The sequence below is a fragment of the Gallalistipes aquisgranensis genome, from assembly GCF_014982715.1.
In the GTDB taxonomy this organism is placed as follows: domain Bacteria; phylum Bacteroidota; class Bacteroidia; order Bacteroidales; family Rikenellaceae; genus Gallalistipes; species Gallalistipes aquisgranensis.
The window spans coordinates 1,353,566-1,378,697 of record NZ_JADCJY010000001.1; the positions used below are offsets into that span (position 1 = coordinate 1,353,566).

Here is a 25,132-nt window from a genome sequence, read left to right on the forward strand (position 1 = left end):
TCAGGGAAACCGGAAACAACTTTCGTTCCCGGTCAGCGAAAGGGAACCACCTCCGGAGCCTCGGGCAGGTAGCGGTACTGTTCGGGGCGCCGCTGGTTGGAAATATTAAAATATTCGGCCTTCCGGAAGCCGCCTTTGCCCAATGCGACACCGAAACGTATCTGAATCGTGTTGAAAACCAGCCGTTCGTTTTTGATCCGTACACCCAACCCGATCGTATTGAAAAAATCATTGCGGAAAATGTTGGATTCGCGGCCCAACAGAGCAAAATCGGCAAAGCCGTAGAAAGCGATCTTGAAGCCGTAGGGCTGCCACGGGGTGAAAAGCACCGTTTCGGTGTTGAGCACGGCCCGGTTGAGACCCACGATTTTTTCGTCGAGGGCATTCGGCCCCCGGTCCTCCGTAAATTCGATCAGTTCGTCGCATCCGGTATCGCGGTTCCATCCCTGCGTATAACTCAGGTTGATGAACTGGCGGATGCGGCTGCGACCGCTCACCAGCAGGGGAGTGAAATAGCGCAGCTCGAAATCCACACCGCTGCGATACCACATGCCGCTCGAGGGGCTGATATAGCTGCCGAGGGTGAAACCGCCCATCAGATAGCCCGCATTGAAAAAACCGCCTTTGGAGAAATGCATCCCCAGATACCAGTCGTGGGAAAACTCTCCCCAAATGTATCCGCCCGTCAGTTCCGCCTTGTAACCGGCGGCCAGATACTCCTTCAATCCAAAGCCGTAAACCATGGTGGCGGAATAGAACTTCTCCCTGTAAATACCGATCCCGGCCAGCACGCGCTGCGAATTGTGGAAAACGGGGTTGTAATCGGGACGCACTTCGGGACGGATATCATAGGTCCAGCGGCTGTACCGGCCGGTGAAATAGATGCTGTTGCGGAACGGACGGATATACCGGGAACGACCGCCCCACACGTCGAGGAAACGGCCTGCGGTACGCATCGTGGAGTCCTGGAACAGCATGTAGTAGGGTTCGGCCTTGTCCTGGTAGGAGATGCCCAGTTCGTAGTCGGTGGGAAGCAGGAATTTCTTTTTCACGGTGAAACCGAGGTCGGAATACTCGAACCGCCGGCCCACGATGAACTCCGCATCGAAAAAGGTGCCGAGTATATTAGGTATTCCATACTCGAAACGGTTGCCGCCGTATGTACCGTTTTTCCAGTCGAAATTGGTCCCGACACTCAGACGGTTTCCGTAACCGAGCAGGTTGGCGTCGTACAGTTCCACACCGGTGCGTCCGTTGATATTGAGGCTCAGGTCGGCACTGATCGTCCAGCTGTCGCGCGTCTGGACCACCAGATCGACCAGTGTGCTGTCCGAAGGATCGGGCACGGCCTCGATCCGCGCCTCGGCAATGTAACTGCGCGAACGGAGAAACTGCTGGTTCTTGGCCAATTCGTCCGGATCGAGCGGATCGCCCGGCTTGAAAAAAAGATCGCGCCGGATGGTCCGTTCCCGCGTCACCGCATGGATACGGTTGCCGAAACGTTCGAGTTTGTTTCCGTCGGGGTCGAAGACATTGCCCCGCTCGAGAATGATCCGGCCGATGCGTTTGCCGGCATAGGGTTCGAAACGCTTGCTCTCGTCCACCACCCGATCACGCCCGAGCGTATCGCGCCGTCCGCGGATGAAAATGGAGCGGTAGATCAGGCGGGGAACTGTCCGGCGGGTGGATTTCGATTCGAGACTGTCGTAAAAACGCGTGACCCGCTCCGAAGGAGGCGCCCCGATCGTATCGCCCGGTCCGGCGGCCGACAACGACGCATCACGCCCCGCAGCCACGCACAGGCGGGTCAGCAGAAAGAGCAACAGCATCGTTATATAGAGACGCAGCATCATCCGGTCGGTCAATCCTTACCAAAGATAACGCAAAATCCGCACAAAATAATACGAAAAGGGCGGCACTTTTCGTGTCGCCCCTCTTTCTTCCTATCTCAGAAAAGGTTATACCAATCCGGAAAATCCCATGAAAGCCATGGCCAGAATACCGGCTGTAATCAGTGCAATGGGCACTCCCTTCATGGCCTTCGGCAGGTCTTCCAATGCCAGACGCTCGCGCAGGCCGGCGAAAAGCACCAGAGCCAGCGTGAAACCGAGTGCCGTGGAGACGGAGTAAACCACCGACTCGAGCAGATTGAACTCCTTCTGCACGAGCAGGATGGCGATACCCAGCACGGCGCAGTTGGTGGTAATCAGCGGCAGGAAGATACCCAGCGCCTGGTAAAGCGCCGGACTCAGTTTCTTGAGGATGATCTCGACCATCTGCACCAGCGCGGCGATGACCAGGATGAAAACGATGGTCTGCATATATTCGATATGCAGGGGCACCAGCACGAAATATTGCAGCAGATAGGCCACGACGGCCGTGATGGCCATGACGAAAGTGACGGCGGCCCCCATGCCCAGCGAAGTCTCCACCTTGTTCGACACGCCCAGGAAGGGACAGATGCCGAGGAACTGCGAAAGGACGATGTTATTGACGAAGATCGCCCCGATAACGATCACGAAATATTCCATACTCTTTACTTCAGTTTAGCAGTTAGTTTGTTGAAGATCACCAGCAGGTAGCCCAGCGCGAGGAAGGCTCCGGGAGCCAGCACGAAGAGCAGGATGCCGTCGCCGTCGATGAACTTGGCACCGAAGATCGACCCGCTGCCCAGCATTTCGCGTACGGCGCCCAGCAGGGTCAGCGAGCAGGTGAAGCCCAACCCGATGCCGATGCCGTCGAATGCGGAATCGAGCACGCCGTTCTTCGAGGCGAAAGCCTCGGCCCGGCCCAGGATGATACAGTTGACCACGATCAGCGGAATGAAGACGCCGAGAGTGGCGTAAAGCCCGGGCGTATAAGCCTGCATAACCAGCTGAACGACGGTCACGAACGAGGCGATGATGACGATGAAGGCCGGTATCCGCACCTTGCCCGGAATGACGTTCTTCACCAGCGAAATCACGATATTGGAGAGAGTGAGCACGAACATCGTGGCGACGCCCATACCCAGACCGTTGACGGCCGAAGTCGTGGTTCCCAGCGTGGGACACATGCCCAACAGCAGGACGAACGTGGGGTTCTCCTTGATAAGCCCCTTGGTAATCAGTTGCAGTTTACTCATTTTCTCCTCCTTTCTGAGCATCGTCGCTCTCGTTTGCAGGGGCGGCAGCAGCGGAAGTCGCACCCGACACGCTGTTGACCTGACCGCCCGTAAGGGTCATCAGTGCATTATATCCGCGCAGTACGGCATCGGAGAAAGCGCGGGACGAGATCGTCGATGCCGTGATGGCATCCACGTCGCCGCCGTCCTTCTTCACCGCGAGTTTGAAATCGGCGGGGTTCTTCCCGCTGAATTGTACGGAAAAATTCGACTTTTTACTGTCGATCTTGTCGCCCAGCCCCGGGGTTTCAGAGTGCTTCAGCGTTTCGATCTTCACGATCTCGCCGTCGGGCTTGAAACCGACCATCAGCACGATCTCGCCGCCAAACCCTTTCGAGGTGCGGGTCTCCACAGCGTATCCCACGATCTGGTCGCCGCTTTTGGCCGTATAGATGATCACGGGCAGGCCCTCCTGCTCCATCTCCTGTCTCTCGGCGGAAGGATCGTTGTCGAAAGACGGCAGTACCTGCGCCAGAGCATTGGTGGTCTTGGCCGCCTCGGAAACCGCGATGGGCCCCTCGGTCACCTTATAGACGAATCCCACGGCCGTCGATGCCACCAGCGTGATGACGAACAGCGTAAGGACCATGTTTTTCAATGTACTTTCCATCGTTTTTCCCTCCTATTTTTTCACGACACCGAAACGGCGGGGTTTCACATATTTATTGATCAGGGGCACCACGGCGTTCATGATGAGGATCGCAAAAGAGATGCCTTCGGGATAAGCCCCCCAGACACGGATCAGGATCGTGATGACACCGATACCGATACCGTAAATCGCCATGCCCTTGTGCGTCATGGGAGAAGTGACATAATCGGTAGCCATATAGACGGCACCCAGAATGGCGCCTCCGCTCAGCAACTGGAACAGGGGGCTCATGTAGTGCTCGGGGTCGATCCCCCAGAGGATGCCGCTGAAAACGGCCATCGTACCGAGGATGAAGACCGGTATGTGCCAAGTGATGACTTTCTGCCAGAGCAGGTAGACGAACCCGACCAGCAGGGCCAGCGCGGCGATCTCACCGAGCGATCCGGCCTTGAAGCCCATCAGCATGTCGGAATAGCTGACCGAAGGCATCAGTTCGCTCACGCTCTTTCCGCTCTTGAGCGCCTCCTTGACGAAAGCCAGCGGAGTGGCCCCCGACATGCCGTCCACACCCTCGGGCGTACCGAACGAAGTCATGGCCACGGGAAAGGAGATCAGCAGAAAGACACGACCCACGAGCGCCGGATTGAACGGATTGCGGCCCAGCCCGCCGAAACTCATCTTGCCGACACCCACGGCTACCAGCGCACCCAGCACGAGCATCCAGATCGGAAGCGTGGCGGGAACGTTGAATGCGAGCAGCACGCCGGTCACCACGGCCGAAAGGTCGCCCAGCGTATTTTTACCTTTGAGCAGGAAGCGCTGAATCAGAAATTCGAAGAGCATGCAGGCAGCCACCGATACGGCGGTCACCAGCAGCACCTGCCAGCCGTACACCACTACGGAGACGCCGAAAGCGGGAATCAGGGCGATCAGCACGTCGCGCATCAGATTCCTCGTAGAATCCTCTCCATGAACATGGGGAGAGGGCGATACAACTAATTTTTTCTCCATTATATCCTGTTTTTTTTCTCTTGTCAGCACTATGCCTTGCGGGCACGGATCAGTTTCATCACCTCGGCCTTGCCCACCCGGATATTGTCGAGCAGCGGCAGGGCGGCCGGACAAGTATAGGAACAGCTTCCGCACTCGATGCAGTCGGTCACCCGGTTGGGCTCCATCTCCGCAAACATGCGCTTGCTGCCCAGCTTGTTCAGCAAGAAGGGTTCGAGCCCCATCGGACAAACGTCGACGCACTTGGCGCACTTGATACATACCTGAGCCTCCGCACGCAACGACTCGTCATCGGGCATCACCAGCACACCCGAAGAGCCTTTGGTGACAGGTGCGGCCAGATTCGACATGGCGCGCCCCATCATCGGGCCGCCGCCGATCACCTTGCCGGCATCGCCGGGCAGACCGCCGCAATGGTCAATGAGCGCCTGTACGGGCGTTCCCACACGCACCAACAGATTGGAAGGTTTCGCCAGCGTCTTGCCCGTAACGGTCACCACGCGCTCGACGAGCGGTTTGTTTTTCTGCACGGCTTCATACACGGCCAACGCCGTACCGACGTTCTGCACCACGGCACCCACGTCGATGGGCAGGCCGCCCGAGGGCACCTGACGCCCCGTAACGGCGGCGATCAACTGCTTTTCGCCTCCCTGCGGATACTGCACCTTCAGGGGGACGACCGAAATACCCGGATAGGCGGCACAGAGCGCGGTCAGATGGGCGATGGCATCGGGCTTGTTGTTCTCGATACCGATATAGGCCGTATTCACGTTCAGCGCCTTGGCCAAAATGGAGACACCCACGAGCAACTCTTCGCCCCGCTCCAGCATCACACGGTGGTCGGCGGTCAGGTAAGGCTCGCACTCCACTCCGTTTATGATAAGGAACTCGGCCTTTTTACCCTGAGGCACCGAAAGTTTCACGTGCGTGGGGAAAGTGGCACCGCCCATACCCACGATACCGGCCTCCTTGATTTTGGCGATAATCTCCTGCGGGGAGAGCGAACATTCCCGGACCAAACTGTCGGAAGTGTCGATCCCTTCGGCCCACTCGTCGCCCTCGCGCTTGATGGTAATCATCGGCTGGCGGATACCCTGCGTATTGACGGCCAGATCGACAGCCGTCACGGTACCCGACACGGGGGCGTGGATATTGGCCGAAACGAATCCGCCGGCCTCGGCGATCAGCTGACCGGCCAGCACCTTGTCGCCTTTGGCCACTTTCGCCACGGCCGGAGCGCCGATATGCTGCGAAAGAGGGACGACCACATCGTCGGGCAGCGGGAACTTCTCGATCGGACTGCCTGCGCTCAGTTTATTGGCCGCGGGATGAATGCCTCCCAGCGGAAAAGTCTTCCCACCGTGGGGATAATGCTCCTTGTTTTCGAGACCGCATACGGATTTCTCCTTTTCACCCAGCGGTGCGAAACCCTCCCTCAGAGCAATCACGGCAACCGCCAGCAACACGAGCAGCGTCAGATAATAAAATACCGAGGGGCCCATATCCGCACTGAACATCGAAACGGCAGCGGCCAGAGCCGACAAGGCGGCCAGAATACCCGAAACGGCGAACAGCCCGCGTCGGGTACGGACGCGGAATCCGGGACGCAGGGCGAGCAGAAGCAGCAGCGAAACGAGAACAGGGACCATACCGAAAATGAAAACATATCCCTCTGTCGAAATACCGACATCGAAAGCATCCGCCATTTCCACCGTCCGGTCGATCAACTCCGGTGCCGTCACGTCGCCGAGAACATCGCAACGCCAGAAGACCACCTGCGACAGGACGATCAAAAGAATACAGATCAGTCTGTTATTTTGATAATTCCTCATAAGAATTGTTTTATTTATTTTCGTTTGAATCGGTCGAAGGATTTGCCTTCCCCGTTTCGGCAGCCGGAGCGGTTTCCGGGGCGGAACAGGAGACGGCCTCGAGTTTGGCGCCGAGCACTTCGGCGGCGGAATCGGCCTCAGCGGACTTCCGGACCGGAGCCTTTTCGGCCGGAGCGGCAGGTTTCCCGGCTGCCACAGCCTTCTGAGCATCGGCCTTGAGCGCCTCCTTTACCACACGGGCCGGAAAGTTGACCTCCACGATGGCTCCCGTAGGACATTCGGCGACGCATTTACGACACAGTTTGCACTTGTTGAAGTCGATATAGGCCACGTTGTTCTCCAGCGTGATGGCACCGAACGGACAGGTCTTCACGCACTTTCCGCAGCCGATGCAGGCCACCGTACAGTTGCGGCGGGCAACGGCCCCCTTGTCCTTGTTGATGCAGGAGACATAGATACGGCGGTTCTTGATCCCCTTGCGGCGCAACTCGATGATCATCTTCGGGCAGGCTTTCACACAAGCGCCGCAGGCGGTACACTTCTCCTCGTCCACCTCGGGAAGCCCGGTCTCGGGATTGACGGAGATGGCACCGAAATTACAAACGGCCACGCAGTCGCCCAATCCGAGACAGCCGAACGTACAGCCCGTCTCCCCTCCGTAAAGGGAGGCTGCCACGGCGCACGACTTGGCCCCGTCGAACACATTGGTGCGGGGGCGCTTGGCATAATTTCCGCCACAACGCACGACAGCCACCTGCGGCTCCTTCTCCGCCACGGCTTTCCCCAGGAACTCGGCCACGGCGTGCATCGTGGAAGCACCGCCCACAGGGCAATAGAGGGACGAAATATCATCCTGCTTCACCAGCGCATCGGCCATTCCCCGGCAGCCGGGAAACCCGCAGCCGCCGCAATTGGCTCCGGGCAGCATACTCTCCACGGTATCGATCCGGGGATCTTCATAGACTTTGAACTTCTGGGCGACGACATACAGAATGACCGCCGCCAGAACTCCCAACGCACAAAGCGTCAAAATCGTAAATCCCAATACTCCGCTCATTATGATTTTCTTATGTTAAAATTGATTTCGTGTTCGATCCGCCTGCGCACCAGCCACAGTACGACATAATAAAAGGCCAGCACTCCCAGGGAGACCAATCCCGCAACGGCCTCGGACAGCCCCGTCTCCAGCAGGATCAGCAGGGAGGCCAGCAACAACAGGAAAGGCACCACATAGGCCAGAAAAACGGCACGCAACCCCATATTCCGGGTAACGGAAACGACGACCCGCTCTCCCGCCCGATAAGCCGGGGCATCGGGCGTAAGAATCGAGACCACTTTCTCTTCCGCTTCGCTCATGCCGCAAGCCCCTTTCACCTTGCACGTGGCGCACGCACTCTCGGAGAGAATCGACACATCGACCCTCTCTCCGCTGACATTCAGAACAATACCCTTGTGTTCCAGGTTTCCGTTCACGTGCACGAGATTTTAGGCGAACAAATGTAAAAAATATTTTTCATTTCCCGGACACTTTAATCTGTTAGTTTTCTAACGGCAGAAAAGCCCGGCGCCGAAAAAGCCCTAATACCCGTAACGATTGGTGAGAGGCATCACGCGTTCCTTGCCGAACGTGCGCGTGGAGAGGCGCAGCACGGGGCAGAACTGGTAGCGCTTATGCTCGTTGCGCAGCACCATGCCGTAGACCTTGTACACCACTTCGGCATCGAAACCGGCATTGATGATCTCCTCCCGGTGCTGTCCCTCCTCGATCATGCGGTAGAGGATGGCATCCAACACATCGTAGGGAGGCAGAGACTCGTCGTCCCGCTGCTCGGGGCGCAGTTCGGCCGAGGGGGCTTTGAGGATGATGTTTTCGGGTATGATCTCCGTATCGCGGTTGATGTACCGCGCCAGGTCGAACACCTCGCTCTTGTACAGGTCGCCGAGCAGGCTGATCGAGCCGTTGGTATCACCGTACAGGGTGCCGTACCCCACGGCCATTTCGCTCTTGTTGGTGGTGTTGAGCAGGATATGGCCGAACTTGTTCGATACGGCCATCATCATCAGCCCGCGGATACGGGCCTGTATATTCTCTTCAGCCACGTCGAAAGGCAGATCGCCGAACACCGGACGCATGGCCTTCATGACGGTCGTATAGGTCTCGGTGATCGGCACTATATCGTATTCGATACCGAGGTTTTCGGCCAGCTTCAGGGCATCGTCCACCGAATGGTCGGACGAGAACTGCGAAGGCATCATCAACACCCTCACGTTTTCCGGACCGAGCACATCGGCGGCGACCGCCACCACCACGGCAGAATCTATTCCGCCCGAGAGCCCCAGGCAGGCCTGCGTAAAACCGTTCTTTTCGAAATAATCCTTCAGACCCAGCTTGATCGCATGGTAGACATTGACCGTCTTATCCTGATACGGAATTTCGATATGGGGCAGGTCGGCTTCGACATCCACCACGAGGAAATCCTCCTCGAAATTCTTCAGCAGGGCGACGGCCTCGCCCCGTCCGTTGAAAACGGCCGACGACCCGTCGAACACGACATCGGTCTGGGCGCCCACCTGATTCAGGAAAACCACCGTCTTCCCCTTGGTGTAGGCGAGGCGGCGCAGAAAGTCGTAGCGTTTTTCAACAATGCCCCGCGAATAACGCGAGGCAGTAATATTCACGATAATATCGGCATAATCGCCGTACTCCTGTTCGGCCAGAATGTCCTCGTTGACCACGACGGCCACCTTCCGGCCGCATATCTTCACGTACTCGCAGCCTTCGGAAGGGGTGATATATCCCTTGTCGTCCCTCCAGATAACGTTCCGTTTGCCCACGTAACGCACCACCTTCCGGTTTTGGATCAGGGCGGCCACGCTGATGGTCCGGTTGTTGTGCTGGATCGGCAGGCCCACGAGCACCGAAATATTGTCGCAATAAGAGGCGATCTCCACCAATGCCTCCTCGCACAATTCGAGGAACGTGACTTTGTTCAACAGATCGTAAGCCGGGGTTCCGCAAATGGCCTGCTCGGCGAACAGCAGCAGGTCGGCATGTTGTGCCTTGGCCTCGTTGATACTCCGGATAATCTTCATCTTGTTGGACTCGAAGGCTCCGATCGTATAATTCAACTGCGCAAGAGCTATCTTCATCGTTACTGGAAAGTTTTTAGGTTATAGTTCATCAGGGTTCATTAGTCCCGACAAAGATAGGACTTTTACTTCATAAGAAAAATTCACCCGAGGTATTGTTTAATTAATTTTTCTTCCTATCTTTGCACCCGTCTTCGGAACATAACCGCAGACACAGAGTCGGTGCCATAGCTCAGTTGGTAGAGCAAAGGACTGAAAATCCTTGTGTCCCTCGTTCGATTCGTGGTGGCACCACTTCAAAATCAAGCAGTTAAGTCAGTCTTAACTGCTTTTTTTGTGGCTTTTCACAGCGGTTTTACGGCGATTTTAGGCACTGAGTTAAACCGAAAGTTAAACCGAGAGTTAAACCGAAAATGGTCGCGTGCGCGGGATTTCTCAAAGAATACGACAGGTCGCTGATTCCGCACCCTGCGGGCAGTCCATCATGCAGCCGTACTTCCGTCACCCGTGGAGGAGCCGCGTCCGGCCGCACATCAGAGCCGGAAATTCTGTTTGCGGAACTCCGAGGCGGAGATGCCGACGATGCGCCGGAACGTACGGGAAAAATAGTCGGGACTGTTGAAACCAAGTTTGGCCGCGATCTGTGCCACGGTCAGCGAGGTCTTGATCAGAAAAATGGAAGCCTTGTTGATTTTCAGATGGATGAAATAGTCGATCGGAGCATGTCCCGTCTCCTTGACGAACCGGCGGTAAAAGTACGATTCGGAATAACCTGCATAGGAGGCAATCTGGCTCAGAGTCAGATTGCTTTCGACGTTCTCCGCCATAAAATGCGTCACCCGGCTGACCATGCTGTCGGCATATTTGACCGCAGCGGGTACGGGAACCGATTCCCGGAACAGGTCGGCATAGAGAAAGGAGGCGAGAAAATGCGCCAGCACGATATTGGCATAATTCAGTTTTTCGATGGAAAACCCTCCGCAAAGCACCGAATAGATCGTCTCGAACAGATCCGTACGCTGCTCGATACGCGAATGTACGGAAGGAAGCACCTGCCGGGGCTCCGCCATACCCGCGGCATAAACCGAGGCTTTTTCCCCGCCGAACAGGACCCAGTAAAGCGTCCACGGATCGTCGTCGTCGGCCCGGTAGACATGAGGCACTCCGGCAGGAAGCACCACGAACCGGTTGGCCGAGAGAGTGAAACGCCGACGGTCCACCTCCACCTCTCCCCTGCCCCATGTACAGTATAGAAACACGTGCTGAGAAGAGCCTTCCGGACGCGACACGTGGTGGTGCCGCGCATGGGCGATATGCCCCAGGGAATGGATGTAGAGATCGCCCGTCAGAGGATTGTCCTCTATCAGGTCGAGAAAGGGCTGGGGAAGCACCACGAACCGCTCCCCGGGAAAACCTGCTTCGATACGGGCCATAGCAAATCCGGATTATCTTTGCAAATAAAGCAATAATAATCCGGATTCACACGGTTTCGTCCCCGTTTTTTCGGTTTCAGAGCTCCCGGCCGCGGTTGAACCGCTCCGCAGCCCGGTAGAATGCCTCGATATTGTCGAAAGGCACTTCGGGCGGCGTGTCGCATCCGGAAGAGAGCACGAAATTGGCGTGGTCGCCGCACTCTCCGAGCAGCACGGCGGTCGCCTGCTCCACCTCCTGCGGGGTGGCCATCTTGAAGACACCCACCGGATCGAGGTTGCCCATCACCAGCGTATCGGCAGGACAGTCGTTCAGCGCGGCCTTCATGTCCATCTTGTTGCCGAAATGGTATCCCTTGGCTCCGGTATAGACCATGGCGGGGGTGCAGTGGCCCGAGTTGCCGCAGTTGTGCAAGATCACGGCGAACGAATCGTCCTGCACGGCCTCGACGATCCGCCGGACATAGACCGACGAATAGTCCCGACACAGGTCGTCGGGCAGCAGACCGGCCGCCGGCTCGGCCAGGATCACGCCGGCCACGCCCGCCTCCCTGATCGCCCGGCAGTAGTCGGTGAGGAAACGGGTGCATTTCTCCAGCAGCAGGTTCACGGTCTCGGGTTCCGTATAAATGGCCATCATGATCTCCGTCATGTCGAAAAGCCGGCCGGCCAGCGAATAGGGGCCTATGCACCCTCCGAACACGGGTTTCCCGATATGCTGCGCGGCCAGCCGGTTCGCTTTCAGGTACTCCGGCACCCGCCCCCTGTCGAGCCCCGGCACGGCGAGCGCCTCCACTCCGGCACGATCGGAGACGAGACGTCCCACCACGCTGGGCACCTCGTTGTCGTCCATGTGCAGCCGCGCGCCGAAAGCCTCGGCCTCCACCGTCAGGTCCATAATCACCGTACAGGCGTCGGATTGGGGAAAACGGCGGTTGAGCGCGTCAATCGCCTCGAAATGGACCTGTCCGTCCGTTACGGCGTCGATCACCTTCTTGCCCAGCAACTCGATGCCGGGATGCGTCATGATCGGAATGACGGGACAGCGGCGCTCCCCGATCAACGACTGAATCCATTGGGTCGTATTCATGATTCGGTTCTGTTTTTCTGTTTCAAACGATTCTTATAACAATCGGCCCGGCCGCAGAGAGCGCATCCGTAAGGCGTCATCTCCACCTCGGGACCTATGGCGATCAGTCCGCTGACCGACTTGATCGGAGACATCAGACTCGACGCGCTCAGGCTCACCCCGCAGGGGTCGGGCGGCAACAGTGCGAAAAGTTCCTGCTGCTGGTCGACATGCCAGCCGCAGTAACCCGGACTGTACGAATTTCCGATTTTCATTCCCTTTTCGGCCATCCGTCCGGCCAGTTGCGCGGACATCTTCCGGGCCGTGGCCTCCGCAATCTCGGAACCGATCGCATCGGCGACGAACTCCTCCATGATGTCCCCGTCCGCCTTCAGGGCATGGAGCCAGCCGTCGAAACGGCAGCCGGCCGTAGCCACGAACAGGGCGACGTACTCCGCTTTCCGGAAAAAGGGCGTAATGACGGAACCCGTTACGATAGTCCGGCCCCCGACGGAAATGTCACGCCTGCCGATCCTCTCGACCGGCATGATTTCGTAGCCGAAACAGGGATCGCACACCCCGGCGATACGGCCGAGCATCTCCGCAACGTACCGGCGGATACCCTCGTCGGGCTCCGCATCGCCGTACCCCATTCCGCGGTATATCTCTTTCAGATCGGGAGATATGCCTCCGAAACCCGGTTCGAAAACCTCCATCGTTTCAGGCTCCCATCAGGCTGCGGGCCAGCGTCACGGCCGCATTGGCATTGGAGCTGTATCCGTCGGCACCGATGCTGCGGGCGAACCCTTCGGTCAGGGGAGCGCCGCCCACCATGATCTTCACCCGGTCCTTGAGCTGGGCGGCCTCGACGGCGGCGACCACCTCTTTCATGTAGTTCATCGTCGTGGTCAGCAGGGCCGACATACAGATGATATTGGCATCGTGCTCCCGGACCGCCTCCACGAACTTGTCGCTGGAAACGTCGACCCCGAGATTGATCACCTCAAAACCGCACCCTTCGAGCATCGACGCCACCAGATTTTTCCCGATGTCGTGCAGGTCCCCCTTCACGGTACCGATCACCACCTTGCCCACCGAGGCGGTACTGTCGCCCCGCAACAGAGGCTTCACGATGTCGAGCGAACCCTTCATCGCCCGGGCACTCATCAGCAGGTTGGGCACGAAAGCCTGCCCCGCTTCGAAACGGGCTCCGATCTCCTCCATGGCCGGGATCATATACTCGTTGATAATCTTCTGGGGTTCGGCCCCTTCGGCGATCGCCTGATTGGTCACTTCGACGGCCGGTTCGAGCTTTCCGCCGAGAATGGCCTCATACAATGCATGCAAATCAGTCATAGCAGTCAAGTTTATTTCGGTTTTACAAAATTAAGGAGGATTGAACCGCAAAAAAATAGACTAAAATTGCCTTCCGACTGCACTATATTTGCACAAACACCGCTTTTCGACAAAAATAAGTCATTTTTCCGCCCGGTCAGGGGACCCGAACACTCCCTGTCACCTGTCTGTCGGTACCTCGTCCGAACCATCATGCGGCCGATACGGGAAAAACAAAAAAATCCACCGGAAACAAGATTATATTTTGTAAAAATATCATTTTATATAATATATTTGGCGCGAAAAACTATTTATCAAAGACAACGGGATCAATCAGAACAAACCGGGAAAGGCCTTACGAGATTCAGGAAGCCGTCCTCCGGCCCCCAGAAACGGACTCCCGCCGCCCGCATGAAACAGAAACCACATACGACCATGAAACGAATCATTCTTCTCTTCCTGCTGCTCCCGGCAGCGATCTCCCTCCGCGGCGCTTCGCTGGTGGAAGGCATCGTCTACCTCCGGAACGGTTCCGAAGTACGGTTCACGGACGACGACCGCATCCGCACGCCGAAAAAGAGAGGAAGCCTGAAAGCATTCCGCGACGCATTCAAAAAGGGAAAACAGAAACTGATTTACCGGTACGGGGAGATCGACTCGATCGTTCTTCGCCACCCCCAAACCCGGGAGTACGCCCGCAAATTCGTTCCGCTGCCTACGGTAGGATGGTCGTGGGTCTATGTCGAGACACCCTACATCACGGTGTACGTCTATGGACGCAAAGGGTACGGCATCGCAAGCAACGGAGGCATACAGGTCTGGCAGAAACACCGGACGTTCAGCCAGTCGAGGGTGGCCTACTACCTGCAAAAGGCCGGCGGCGGGGAACCCTTCCCCATAGGAGGGGCGAACCGCAGGAACAGGGACGCCTTCCGCGAACGCATCGCCCGCTATATCGAGCAGGAAGACCCTCTGCTGGCCGAACGCATCCGCCGTTCGGACACCGGACGGAGCAAGACGGTGCTGATGCTGCATGAGTACCGCCCCGGAAAATAAAAACGCCGCAAACGGACACTTAATCCAAACCCAAATATCATGAAACACCTTTTACTTTTCGCTGCCGCCATGTTCACCATGTTAGGCACGACAGATCGGGCGGAAGCCAAGAAACCTCAGGACCAGGAATTCCGCCACGTAGTGGTAACCCTCAGATCGGGAGAGAAGATCGACGGATACCTGCACCGAGGCTGGCATGCCGATAACGCTTTGTTCAAAAAAGAGAACTATTCGTTCAAACTTGCCAAGACCCCCGACGACAAGGAGCCGGTCAAATACACGGCCGACGATGTGGAAAGCGTCGAATATGTCGAAAAGACCGAAGCCAATCCCGACGGCATACGCTGGGAATCGAGAGACATCGCCTCTCCCGGCCTTTCGGACCGAAACCGCACGTTTCGCCGCATGGTATGCCTGAACAAGGCCGGCCAAAACGCCACGGCTTACTGGTGGAAGGTATGGACTACCGAACGGATCGGAAACACCGACCGCCGGGTACTGAAAACCATATACGGCATCCGGTTCCACAATGACCCCGACAAGATCGTCTATCCGTATATGTTGGTCAGCTCCGTGCTGATGGACAAAAAGTATCCGGGACTGAAAGATTTCTGCAAGAAATGGTTCAAAGGTCCCGAAGGCAAGGAGCGCAAGAAAGAGGCCAAGCAGAACGACGCATGGATACTGGATATGTACGACGATTATCTCAAACAGCAGAGCGGCAAATAGTGAACGGACATGAACGAAACCGGAAAACCGGTCTCCGGGCCTGAAGCAGGTCCGGAGACCGACCGCAGAACCGCCGTATACGAACGTCCCGTCGCAGAGGAGCAGGCCGCCACGCTCGCCGAAGCCCGCCGAAACCTTCTGTACGGCATGCTCTGGTGTGTGGGCGGACTGGCATTCAGTTTCCTCTCCTACTATTTCACCGAAGCGGGAGGCCGGTTCGTCGTGGCCACGGGAGCCATTCTCTGGGGGGCCGTCCAGGCACTCCGGGGGCTCTTTTCGTGGCTCAGGGTCCGGTACCGCAACGGCGAATACGCAGCCTTCTGGCGTATGGCCGCGGCCGCTCTCGCCACCCTGCTGCTGCTCGGATATCTCACCTCCCTCTCCATGCGGATAACGCGCGAAAGCGGACTCGTAGACACGGAACAGACATGGCAGTGCGACGGACTGGGCGTGCGCTTTACCGTACCGGAAGGATACACCTCCGTCCAGGAAGAGACCGAACCGGAGACCGACTCGACCTGGACCCGCCATTTCATGTTCGTGTCGGACGGCAGGTGGGAGTTCAGCCTCGAAGGGATCGGACAGGCCCTCTCTCCCGAGGTGGAATCCGTCGCCGACATCACGGACTACTGCATGAACCGGGATTCGTCCTACTACGACGGAGGCATCCTCGTCCCTACCCGACTCGTCGAGGTCGGCGGAAGGGAGATGCTGTACAGCGCGGGTTACCGGACAGAATACCCGGACGACCTGTTCACGCTCTACGATCTGAAACAGGGGCGTTCGCTCCTGACCGTCGGCATCGTATTTCCCAAAAGCGAATACGGCAAAGAGGAGACCGTGCGACGGGTGGAGGAGCTGCTCGGACGCATCGAACTGACGGCGCCGGAACCTCGAGCGGATTCCACCGCCTCCGGGCGGTAGGACTGTCAGGAAAGACCGTCTGCCCCCGCCTGCATCCCGCCGACGCGCTACGGTCCGGGAGGAGGGATACGGTTCCGCACCGTACGGAGCACCCAGGCCGCCGCGATTCCGGCCAGCGCCCCGATCGTGGCTTCCGTAAAACGGAGCAGGCCGTTGGCCCAGGCAGGCAGATCGGGATAGCGGACGGAAACGACCGATATAATGACCAGCGTGATGGTGGCCATCTTCCCGTTGTCCGGTATCTTCAGCAGCATGCAGAGAATTTCCAGCAGGAAAACCATCAGCACCATGCCGGGCAGCGTGAAGCGGAAAAAAGTGAGATAGAGACAGGCCAGCACGGCACCGATAAAGGTGCCCAGCACACGGAGCCATCCCTGCCGGACGGAGGTGCGGATATCGCCCTGCAGGACCACGATCCCCGAAACGGCAGCCAGCATGGCGCCGAGCATCCGGTTTTCGCCGTGGATGTGCCCCGTGACATATCCTCCGGCGGCAAAGGCGACCCAGACCACGACGCTCTTGGCCAAAGCCATGCGCGGGTCTATCCGGGCGAGCAGTTTCCCGACCGGTCTGTCCCGCCACCCTTTCCGAATCTGTCCGCTATCGTCCATGCATGTCCGACGATACAAAAAGCACTCCGCAGATACGGAAACGGAGCGTACGTTTCGCCGAAAAAACGTTATTTTTGTTCCCGATGAACTTTCCGGCCATGAACAACACTCCGTTCGAGACACTCTCCCGAGAGCGGCTGATCGAGCTGCTGCACCTCTACGCCCGCAATCTGCTGGCGCTGGACGGGCTGTGGTTCCAGTCGGTGGAGTCGGCCGAAGGCATGGATGCCGCGATGGAACACGACCGGAACGTATGGCGCCGTTTCCCGGAGATCGAAGCCCGGCGCATCCGGGAATTTCTGCAGCTTCCGGAACGTCCGGGACTGGAAGGGCTGGCCCGGGCGCTCGAATTCCGTTTCACCTCGCTGGCCAACCGGAAGGTGGAAACCGGGCGGGATGGGAACACACTCACGTTCCGGGTAGTGGACTGCCGCATACAGTCAGCCCGCACACGCAAGGGAATGCCCCTGCATCCCTGCAAAAGCGTGGGCCTCAACGAATACTCCTCCTTCGCCCGGACGATAGACGAACGGATCGAATGCCGGGCCCTGAGCTGTTACCCGGAGGTGACCGATCCGGCCTGCGCCTGCTCGTGGCAGTTCCGCCTGCGGCCCGAAACGGACGGGAAGGAGACACAGGAAAACCGGACATAATCAGACAACCGATGGACATAACACTCGACATCAACCGGGAAAGCTGCATCCGATGCGGCCGCTGCGTACGGGTCTGCCCTTCCAGGATTTTCACCCAGGAAGGGAAGGGAGCCGAAATCGGAACCGTAAATATCGCCACGTGCATCGCCTGCGGGCATTGCGTGGCGGCCTGCCCCACCTCTTCGGTACTGCACGGCATGTTCCCGCCCGAAAAAGTGCATGCGATCGACCGCAGCCTGCTGCCCACCCCGGAACAGACCCTGCTGCTGATCGAGGCCCGCCGTTCGAACCGGGCCTTTACGGAGAAGCCCGTTCCGGCCGACATGCTGGAGCGGATTCTGGAGGCGGCCCACAGGGCGCCGACGGCCAGCAACCGGCAGGAGGTCACCTTCACACTGGTGACCGACCCCGCACGGCTCCGCCGGATCAGCACCTTCACCGCGGACATCTTCGGATCGGTGCTGCGCAAACTGGAAAATCCCCTGCTCAAGCCGCTCGCCAAAGCGTTCCTGCCCGGAGTGTACGGCTACGTCCCCACGTTCCGCAGGCTGATTTCAGAGCTCGGAAAGGGCAACGACCTGATCCTGCGCGGGGCCACGGCCGTGATCCTGTTCCACACGCCCGCCGGGAACCGGTTCGGCAGCCAGGACTGCAACCTGGCCTATCAGAACGGCTCGCTGATGGCCGAAAGTCTCGGGGTCAGCCAGTTCTACACGGGATTCGTATGTTCGGCCCTGCATCAGGACCGTTCGGGGAGACTGAACCGGGAGCTGGGCATCGAGGGGACGATCCACGCCGGCATGGCCCTCGGGATGCCCGCCTTTCTCTTCCCGAACTACATCGACAAAAAGGGAATCGAGGTAAGCCGCCTCTGAAGCCCCTCCGGAATCCTATTGCTTCTCCGTCAGGAAGCGCCAGAAACGTTTGGGCATCATCTGCCGCTGCAGGCGTGGATTGATCCGCTCGCGGATGGTCATGGCGTCGAAGTAGCCTTTCCAGAGGCGCTGGAAGAGCCTTTCGTCTTCGGCCATCATTCCGTCGTCGAGGCGGATACCCGGCAGGCTATCCGTATCGGTCAGCGAAACTTCGGTCATCGTCTCCAGGTCGTAATAATAACCGTATCCGCGTTTCAGGTCGTAGATCAGCCACTTCTGATCGGCGAACCGGTCGCGGAAATGGGCGACAGCCAGAGGAAGGGCATTGCAGGCGGGAGAGACCGGAGCGTAAAAGGTGCCGTCCGCCGCCTTCTGGAAGCGGACGAACTGGAGCAGGTGCTCCCGCTCGCGTGCCACCCGTCCGGCGATCTGCCGGGCACGCAGCATGTCTCCGTCCGTGAAATCGGCCGCCGCGCCCCCGCCCGCATCGAACACCCTGCGCATACAGCGCATCAGCAACAGGTCGCTGCCCGCCTCCTCCGAAAGCCAGACATGGAGCAGCATGTTGCAGACCCCTCGGGACGATTTCCGCTGCAATCCCGTCCACACGCGGGCCGCCTTCTCCGCAGAGGTGGAAACCGTGTGCACCTCCCCGGAAAACATCGGTTCGGGTTCCCCCTCGCCGATCAGCGCCTCGGGAAAAGTGCGGCGCACATACGCATCGAACAGGGCGGTCAACAGCCCCTCGAAGCTCCTGTCATAACGGAACACCTTCATGACTTTTCGGGAAAAGGCAGCGAAAGCTGGTTCTCGTCCGGCAGGCGGCGCCCCGCAGTGCGGGCCGTCAACACCCGGCGGACATATTCGGGGCGGAGATCCTGAACGCTCCTGAGCGGAAGTTCGCCGCAGGTGATGAAATACTGCGCCTTCTTCATCACCACCCCCATCTTTTTCAGCACGGAAGCGGTCACCCGGCCGTGGCGGCGCGAAGAGACGATCAGCGCGGCAGACTTCACGCCGATCCCCGGCACCCGCAGGATCATGGCGTAATCCGCCCGGTTCACGTCCACCGGAAAGGCCTCCGGATGGCGCAGGGCCCAGGCCAGTTTGGGGTCGATCTCCAGGTCGAGGCAGGGATGAACGTCGTCCGCGATCTCGTCGGCCCGGAAGCCGTAGAAACGCATCAGCCAGTCGGCCTGGTACAGGCGGTGTTCCCGCACCAGAGGGACCTGGCCGAGGGAAGGCAGCCGCGAATCGTAACTGTTCACGGGAACGAAACCGGAATAATAGACCCGTTTCATGCCGGGACGCCGATACAGGTCGGAGGAGAGCGTCAGTATCTGACGGTCGGTCTCGTCGGTGGCGCCCACGATCATCTGGGTACTCTGGCCGGCCGGGGCGAAACGGGGCGCATGGGGAAAGCGCCGGCGCTCCTCGGCACTGGCCAGCACCCCCTGCTGGATGAACTGCATCGGGCGGAAAACACTTTCGTGATCCTTCTCCGGAGCCAGCCGCTTCAGGTTGTGCTCCGTGGGAATCTCCACGTTCACGCTGAGCCGGTCGGCATAGAGCCCCGCCCGGTCCACCAACTCGCGGCTGGCCCCGGGAATACTCTTCAGGTGGATATACCCGCCGAAACGGTGCACCGTCCGCAGGTCCTGGGCCACGCGCACCATCCGCTCCATCGTGTAGTCCGGACTGCGCACCACGCCCGAACTGAGGAACAATCCCTCGATGTAGTTGCGGCGGTAAAATTCGACGGTCAGCTCCACCAGTTCCGAAACCGAAAAGGTGGCCCGGCGGATATCGTTGCTGCGCCGGTTGATGCAATAGGCACAGTCATAGACGCAGTAATTGGTGAGCATGATCTTCAGCAGGGAGACGCAGCGGCCGTCCTCGGTAAAGCTGTGACAGATACCCCACCCCGCCGCATTGCCCAGCGTACCGGAACGGTTGCGGCGGGTCGTCCCGCTCGACGAGCAGGAAACGTCGTATTTGGCCGATTCGGCCAGGATCTTCAGCTTTTCGAGCACCCCCTCTTTCATGCCGGAAAAATACGCAAATTTACCCGACATACACACCTCCTGCCGGACGATTTTTTCGACAAAAAACCTCTTCCCGGAGAGCCGGGCAGTTATTCGGTTCTGACAGAATCCGTTCCGGAAAACCGGGCACCGGATTTGCAGGAACGGCCACAAAGTGAAAATCCCCGTTTTCAGGTAGCGCAAAATCGGCGGAATGCGCTATCTTTGCGAAAAACGGATTAAAACGCAAGAGACAATGAAAAAAGGAACCATCATTCTGATCGTGGCGGCAGTCGTCGTCGTAGCCCTCTTCCTCTGGATGAAGAACACCTACAACGGCATGGTGAACATGCGGGAAGGCGTGAAAGCCCAGTGGGCGAACGTGGAAAACCAGTACCAGCGCCGTTCCGACCTGATCCCCAACCTGGTCAACACCGTAAAGGGATATGCCTCCCACGAATCCTCCACGCTGGAAGCAGTGACCGAGGCACGCAGCAAAGCCACCCAGACCCAGGTCAATTTCGACCGGCTGGATGAACAGACCCTTCAGCAATACAACCGGGCACAGGGCGAGGTATCGTCCGTACTGAGCCGGCTGATGGCCATCTCGGAGAGCTATCCCGACCTGAAGGCCAACCAGAATTTCCGCGACCTTCAGGTCCAGCTGGAGGGGACGGAGAACCGCATCTCGGTAGAGCGCCGCAAGTTCAACGAGTCGGCCCAAAGCTACAACCGTTATATCATGCAGTTCCCCCGCAACCTCTTCGCCTCCATGTTCGGATTCCGGGAAACGCCTTATTTCTCGGCCCAGGAAGGCGCGGAACAGGCTCCTAAAGTGGAATTCTAAAACGGACGGACCATGCCGGGCGCATCGAAACTGCTGGACAGGCAGGCACAGGAACAGGTCGTGGAGGCCATTCGGGAGGCCGAGCGAGCCACCTCGGCCGAAATCCGGGTACACATCGAGAACCACTGCCGGGGCGACGTGCTGGACCGGGCCACGGAGGTGTTCTCCGAGCTGAAAATGGACCGGACGGAGCTCCGCAACGGAGTGCTGATCTACGTGGCCGTCAAGGACCGCAAAACGGCCATCATCGGCGACAGCGGAATCAACCGCTACGTCCGCCGCGAATTCTGGGATACCTGCTACCGGGCCATGAGCAGCCACTTCGCCACGGGTGATTTCGCGGGCGGGCTCTGCGCGGCCATCGGCCTGCTTCCCCGCGAACTGGGCGAATGTTTTCCGCACCAGAGCGACGACGTTAACGAACTTCCGGATGAAATCTCCTTCGGGTAAATCCGGCAAAAAGCGACTGCCATGTTAAGAAAAATATTCACAGCCACCCTGCTGTTCACCGCCTCCGTCCTTGCGGCGGCGGCCCTCGACCTGCCGGAACCGATGAAACCGGCCCGGCTGGTGAACGATTTCGCGGGCATTTTCAACCCGGTCCAGCGGCAGGCGCTGGAGAGCCGGCTCGTCGGATTCGCCGACTCGACCTCCACGCAGATCGCCGTCGTCTCGGTGGACGATCTGGACGGCACGGCCATCTCGGACTATGCGGCCCGCCTGTTCGACAAATGGGGCATCGGCGGCGGAACGGACAGGAACAACGGTATCCTGATTCTCGTCAAGCCCAAGACCGCCGCCTCGCGCGGCGAGGTCTTCATCAGCACGGGATACGGGCTGGAAGGGGCGGTTCCGGACGCACTGGCCGGACGGATCGTGGATTACGACATGCTCCCCCGCTTCCGTCAGGGCGACTATTACGGAGGTGTAAACAATGCCGTTTCGACGCTCATGGGACTCACCCGGGGCGAATTCACGGCAGACCAATACCTTTCCCGTCACACACAGGGTTCGGGACGGGGCGGCCTTTGGGCCGTGCTCGGATTCCTCGCGCTGCTGGCGCTGCTGACGGGAGGGTCGAAAAAGGGGCCCCGCCACACGATCACCTCCGAGGGCGACGTGGCCCGGGCGATTCTCTGGGGCAGCATCCTCTCGTCGGGCCATCACCGCTCGGGCGGAGGTTTCGGAGGCTTTTCCGGAGGCGGAGGCGGCTTCGGAGGATTCGGCGGAGGATTCACGGGCGGCGGAGGCGCCGGCGGGTCGTGGTAACCGCCGCACGGTTCCGCTACGGACCGGCCATTCCCATCATTTCAAACACCGTTAACGGACTATGGCTTCCTTTCTGAAAAACATCCGGAACAAATTCGACCGCAGCGCCCACCATCCCCGACTGGGCGGACTGGAAATCCTGCGGTACATAGGCCCCGGACTGCTGGTGACCGTGGGATTCATCGACCCGGGCAACTGGGCGTCGAATCTGGCGGCCGGAGGCGAATTCGGCTACTCCCTGCTGTGGATGGTCACCCTCTCCACGATCATGTTGATCGTCCTCCAGCACAACGTCGCCCACCTGGGTATCGCCACGGGACTGTGCCTGTCGGAAGCGGCCAGCATCTACCTGCGTCCGGCCGCTTCGCGCACCATCCTCGGGTCGGCCGTGCTCGCTTCGGTCTCCACGTCGCTGGCCGAGATACTGGGCGGGGCGATCGCCCTCCAGATGCTCTTCGGCGTACCGGTCCGGATCGGGGCTTTCCTGGTGCTGGTCTTCGTGCTTATCATGCTCTTCACGAACAGTTACCGGCTGATCGAAAAATGGATCATCGCCTTCGTCTCGATCATCGGACTTTCGTTCATCTACGAACTCTCGCTGGCCACGATCGACTGGTCCGAAGCGGCACGCGCATGGGTCACCCCCTCGTTCCCGCCGGGCTCCATGATCATCATCATGAGCGTGCTGGGCGCCGTGGTCATGCCCCACAACCTTTTCCTGCATTCGGAGGTGATCCAGAGCCGGCAGTGGAATCTGAGCGACGAAAAAGTCATCAAAAGACAACTCCGGTACGAATACTTCGACACGATCTTCTCCATGCTCATCGGCTGGGCCATCAACAGCGCCATGATCCTGCTGGCGGCCGCCACCTTCTTCGTGTCGGGCACACCCGTGGAAGAGCTGCAACAGGCCGACTCGCTGCTGCGCCCGCTGCTGGGGAACAATGCGACGGTCATTTTCGCCGTAGCCCTGCTCTTTGCGGGAATCGCCTCGACGATCACCTCGGGCATGGCGGCAGGGTCGATCTTCGCCGGGATTTTCAAGGAGCCGTACGACATCAAAGACTCGCACTCGCGGCTGGGCGTCATCATCTCGCTGGCGGTGGCCTTCCTGATCATCCTGGTCATCGGCAACCCGTTCCAGGGACTGATCTACTCCCAGATGATCCTCAGCATCCAGCTTCCGTTCACCGTTTTCCTGCAGGTCTATCTCACCTCCTCGGAAAAGGTGATGGGCAAATACAAAAACTCGACCTTCACGAAATACCTCCTCTATGGGATCGGTGCCGTCGTGACCCTTCTGAACGTCATGCTGCTCGTGAGTTTCTTCCGATAGGAAGCACGGAAAAAAAGAGAAGTGCTCCCCCCTTTTTTCGGGGGAGCACTTCTCTTTTTTCTGTCAGGCGGGAAACCTTATTTCTTCCGATCGAACTTCTTCAGGATTTCCTTCGGCACGGCGTTCCGGTTGACCACCGCGCAAATCGTCTTGTAAGTCACGTAAGGACGGGAGGCATAGAAATAGCCCCCGTAATCCTGTCCGTTCGTACCCCACGAATTTTTCACCTTGAAAAATTCGCTTCCGGTCTGGTCCACGGCCTTGCCGATGATATGCATGCCGTGGTCGTCGGAAGTGGCCTGACTGTCGAACGCCTTCTGGCGCATCTCCTGCGTCACTTCGACCTCTTTCCACGGACAGCGTCCCTGGTTCGAAATGAACATGCGCTGTTCCACGGGGTTCATGGCCAGCCATCTCTCCCGGTCCTTCTCCTCCACGTTGTCGATGGTGATCGCCCGGATCACGGCATACCCTTTGGTCGAGGCGAAACCGCCTTCGGTGGCATCCGAATCCCAATAGATCGTGTATCCCTTGTCGACCGCACCGGAGAGCACCGAAACGAACTCCTCCAGCGGCAGGTTATAGGAATATCCCCACGACCAGTTATCCTCCACTTCGATCGGGAACGTAGTGTAGAAGGGATGGTGCGTGAAGGAGGTGAGCGAAATGTAGTCGTCCATATCCAGCCCCAGCGAAGCGGCGAAGGTCTGCGGCGTATATTCCGTTCCCTTGTAGACGAACTTCTCGGGAGCCGGTCCCAGATAGGCATCCAGAATCCCGATGAAACCGTCCAGCCATGCCGTGGAGATACTTCTGTTGGGATTGCGGGCGATAGCCGCCACATACCCTTTCAGCGCACTGTGCAGTTCGGAATGCCTGTGTTCGGTCGTTCCGTAGTTGAGCCCCTGATAGACCTCCATCGGAACGATCCCGTACTTCCTGACAATGTCGAACACGTCCAGCACGGCGCCGCCGGGACTGAACGTAATCGTACCGCACATGCGGACGTACTTGATCGCCTTCTCGATGTAGGCGTTGCGCACCACCCACATCGGAGCCAGATCGACCGCCTCCTTTCCCGCACGCATGGCCTCACTCTCCAGGAAACTCAATCCCGAAAAGGCCCAGCAGGTACCGCTCATGGCCTGGTCCTTGACCGGAGTGCAGGGCATCACCTTGGTGTCGGTGAACTGATAGCCCCTTTTCGCCGCCGGTTTCGTCTGGGCCCTCAGCGGCGCGATGCCGCCGAGGGTGACGATACACAGAAGAATTACGATCTTCCTCATAAC

The 25,132-nt window shown here is 58.7% G+C and carries 26 protein-coding genes and 1 tRNA gene; 10 read left to right on the plus strand and 17 right to left on the minus strand.

Features of this window, described 5'->3' with window-relative positions:
* Positions 1-32: 32 nt before the first annotated feature.
* The 9 genes from INF32_RS05400 to INF32_RS05440 all read right to left on the minus strand — a co-directional run bounded on the left by INF32_RS05400 (position 33) and on the right by INF32_RS05440 (position 9,745).
* Positions 33-1,829, minus strand: a complete 1,797-nt coding sequence (locus INF32_RS05400) for a BamA/TamA family outer membrane protein (RefSeq protein ID WP_226387341.1) — start codon at positions 1,827-1,829, stop codon at positions 33-35.
* Positions 1,830-1,958: 129 nt separating this feature from the next.
* The gene (rsxA, locus tag INF32_RS05405) at positions 1,959-2,531 is read right to left on the minus strand and encodes an electron transport complex subunit RsxA (RefSeq protein WP_226387342.1); all 573 of its coding nucleotides are present in this window, start codon (positions 2,529-2,531) and stop codon (positions 1,959-1,961) included.
* A gap of 5 nt (positions 2,532-2,536) precedes the next feature.
* Entirely contained in the window at positions 2,537-3,124 is a 588-nt protein-coding gene (locus INF32_RS05410; RefSeq protein WP_226387343.1) for an RnfABCDGE type electron transport complex subunit E, read from the minus strand.
* On the minus strand, positions 3,117-3,773 hold the full coding sequence (locus INF32_RS05415) for an RnfABCDGE type electron transport complex subunit G (RefSeq protein WP_226387344.1): 657 nt from the start codon (positions 3,771-3,773) through the stop codon (positions 3,117-3,119). Before INF32_RS05415 ends, INF32_RS05410 begins: the two co-directional genes overlap by 8 nt.
* A 12-nt stretch (positions 3,774-3,785) precedes the next feature.
* Complete coding sequence (locus INF32_RS05420; RefSeq protein ID WP_226387345.1) at positions 3,786-4,763, minus strand: RnfABCDGE type electron transport complex subunit D; 978 nt, start codon at positions 4,761-4,763, stop codon at positions 3,786-3,788.
* A 29-nt stretch (positions 4,764-4,792) separates the two neighbouring features.
* Positions 4,793-6,106: an electron transport complex subunit RsxC gene (gene rsxC, locus INF32_RS05425; RefSeq protein ID WP_226388111.1), complete on the minus strand. Its 1,314-nt coding sequence runs from the start codon at positions 6,104-6,106 to the stop codon at positions 4,793-4,795.
* 499 nt (positions 6,107-6,605) lie between these two features.
* Entirely contained in the window at positions 6,606-7,652 is a 1,047-nt protein-coding gene (locus INF32_RS05430) for a Fe-S cluster domain-containing protein (RefSeq protein WP_226387346.1), read from the minus strand.
* Positions 7,652-8,068 carry a SoxR reducing system RseC family protein gene (locus INF32_RS05435; RefSeq protein WP_226387347.1) on the minus strand — a complete coding sequence of 139 codons (417 nt, stop codon included), beginning with the start codon at positions 8,066-8,068 and terminating at the stop codon, positions 7,652-7,654. Before INF32_RS05435 ends, INF32_RS05430 begins: the two co-directional genes overlap by 1 nt.
* 105 nt (positions 8,069-8,173) lie before the next feature.
* Positions 8,174-9,745 carry an NAD+ synthase gene (locus INF32_RS05440; protein ID WP_226387348.1) on the minus strand — a complete coding sequence of 524 codons (1,572 nt, stop codon included), beginning with the start codon at positions 9,743-9,745 and terminating at the stop codon, positions 8,174-8,176.
* A gap of 161 nt (positions 9,746-9,906) precedes the next feature.
* On the opposite strand from INF32_RS05440, the gene INF32_RS05445 reads away from it, so the two are divergent.
* Positions 9,907-9,979: transfer RNA gene (locus INF32_RS05445), tRNA-Phe, on the plus strand.
* A 239-nt stretch (positions 9,980-10,218) separates the two neighbouring features.
* Here the strand turns inward: INF32_RS05445 and INF32_RS05450 are convergent.
* From INF32_RS05450 to INF32_RS05465, 4 genes are all read right to left on the minus strand, one after another.
* Complete coding sequence (locus INF32_RS05450; protein ID WP_226387349.1) at positions 10,219-11,118, minus strand: AraC family transcriptional regulator; 900 nt, start codon at positions 11,116-11,118, stop codon at positions 10,219-10,221.
* 76 nt (positions 11,119-11,194) lie between these two features.
* A complete protein-coding gene (locus INF32_RS05455; protein WP_226387350.1) occupies positions 11,195-12,205 on the minus strand; it encodes a uroporphyrinogen decarboxylase family protein in 1,011 nt (336 codons plus the stop codon).
* Entirely contained in the window at positions 12,202-12,900 is a 699-nt protein-coding gene (locus INF32_RS05460; protein WP_226387351.1) for a vitamin B12 dependent-methionine synthase activation domain-containing protein, read from the minus strand. The genes INF32_RS05455 and INF32_RS05460 overlap by 4 nt, the downstream gene beginning before the upstream one ends.
* Positions 12,901-12,904: 4 nt before the next feature.
* Positions 12,905-13,540, minus strand: coding sequence for a corrinoid protein (locus tag INF32_RS05465; protein ID WP_226387352.1), 636 nt, complete (start codon positions 13,538-13,540; stop codon positions 12,905-12,907).
* A 414-nt stretch (positions 13,541-13,954) separates the two neighbouring features.
* Between INF32_RS05465 and INF32_RS05470 the strand changes: the two genes are divergently transcribed.
* The 3 genes from INF32_RS05470 to INF32_RS05480 are packed head-to-tail and all read left to right on the plus strand — an operon-like array spanning position 13,955 to position 16,228.
* On the plus strand, positions 13,955-14,575 hold the full coding sequence (locus INF32_RS05470; protein WP_226387353.1) for a hypothetical protein: 621 nt from the start codon (positions 13,955-13,957) through the stop codon (positions 14,573-14,575).
* 39 nt (positions 14,576-14,614) lie between these two features.
* On the plus strand, positions 14,615-15,304 hold the full coding sequence (locus INF32_RS05475; protein WP_226387354.1) for a hypothetical protein: 690 nt from the start codon (positions 14,615-14,617) through the stop codon (positions 15,302-15,304).
* Positions 15,305-15,313: 9 nt separating this feature from the next.
* Positions 15,314-16,228, plus strand: coding sequence for a hypothetical protein (locus tag INF32_RS05480; protein ID WP_226387355.1), 915 nt, complete (start codon positions 15,314-15,316; stop codon positions 16,226-16,228).
* A gap of 47 nt (positions 16,229-16,275) precedes the next feature.
* On the opposite strand, the gene INF32_RS05485 is transcribed toward INF32_RS05480, so the two are convergent.
* Positions 16,276-16,839, minus strand: a complete 564-nt coding sequence (locus tag INF32_RS05485; RefSeq protein ID WP_226387356.1) for an FUSC family protein — start codon at positions 16,837-16,839, stop codon at positions 16,276-16,278.
* Between the two features lie 83 nt (positions 16,840-16,922).
* Between INF32_RS05485 and INF32_RS05490 the strand changes: the two genes are divergently transcribed.
* Positions 16,923-17,492, plus strand: coding sequence for a DUF6125 family protein (locus INF32_RS05490; protein WP_226388112.1), 570 nt, complete (start codon positions 16,923-16,925; stop codon positions 17,490-17,492).
* A gap of 11 nt (positions 17,493-17,503) precedes the next feature.
* The gene (locus tag INF32_RS05495) at positions 17,504-18,367 is read left to right on the plus strand and encodes a nitroreductase family protein (RefSeq protein WP_226387357.1); all 864 of its coding nucleotides are present in this window, start codon (positions 17,504-17,506) and stop codon (positions 18,365-18,367) included.
* Positions 18,368-18,382: 15 nt separating this feature from the next.
* Here the strand turns inward: INF32_RS05495 and INF32_RS05500 are convergent, their stop codons facing one another.
* The gene (locus tag INF32_RS05500) at positions 18,383-19,144 is read right to left on the minus strand and encodes a TIGR03915 family putative DNA repair protein (RefSeq protein WP_226387358.1); all 762 of its coding nucleotides are present in this window, start codon (positions 19,142-19,144) and stop codon (positions 18,383-18,385) included.
* Positions 19,141-20,412 carry a putative DNA modification/repair radical SAM protein gene (locus INF32_RS05505; RefSeq protein WP_226387359.1) on the minus strand — a complete coding sequence of 424 codons (1,272 nt, stop codon included), beginning with the start codon at positions 20,410-20,412 and terminating at the stop codon, positions 19,141-19,143. Before INF32_RS05505 ends, INF32_RS05500 begins: the two co-directional genes overlap by 4 nt.
* A 235-nt stretch (positions 20,413-20,647) precedes the next feature.
* Here INF32_RS05505 and INF32_RS05510 point away from each other — a divergent pair, with 235 nt between their 5' ends.
* The 4 genes from INF32_RS05510 (at position 20,648) to INF32_RS05525 (ending at position 23,843) form a co-directional block, all read left to right on the plus strand.
* Positions 20,648-21,238 (plus strand): LemA family protein, encoded by a 591-nt coding sequence (locus INF32_RS05510; protein WP_226387360.1) that lies wholly within the window; start codon positions 20,648-20,650, stop codon positions 21,236-21,238.
* A 12-nt stretch (positions 21,239-21,250) separates the two neighbouring features.
* Positions 21,251-21,688, plus strand: coding sequence for a TPM domain-containing protein (locus INF32_RS05515; protein ID WP_226387361.1), 438 nt, complete (start codon positions 21,251-21,253; stop codon positions 21,686-21,688).
* A gap of 21 nt (positions 21,689-21,709) precedes the next feature.
* A complete protein-coding gene (locus INF32_RS05520) occupies positions 21,710-22,507 on the plus strand; it encodes a TPM domain-containing protein (protein ID WP_226387362.1) in 798 nt (265 codons plus the stop codon).
* Positions 22,508-22,568: 61 nt separating this feature from the next.
* Entirely contained in the window at positions 22,569-23,843 is a 1,275-nt protein-coding gene (locus INF32_RS05525; RefSeq protein ID WP_226387363.1) for an Nramp family divalent metal transporter, read from the plus strand.
* Between the two features lie 77 nt (positions 23,844-23,920).
* Here INF32_RS05525 and INF32_RS05530 read toward each other — a convergent pair whose 3' ends face one another.
* Positions 23,921-25,129 (minus strand): C1 family peptidase, encoded by a 1,209-nt coding sequence (locus INF32_RS05530; RefSeq protein WP_226387364.1) that lies wholly within the window; start codon positions 25,127-25,129, stop codon positions 23,921-23,923.
* Positions 25,130-25,132 lie beyond the last annotated feature (3 nt).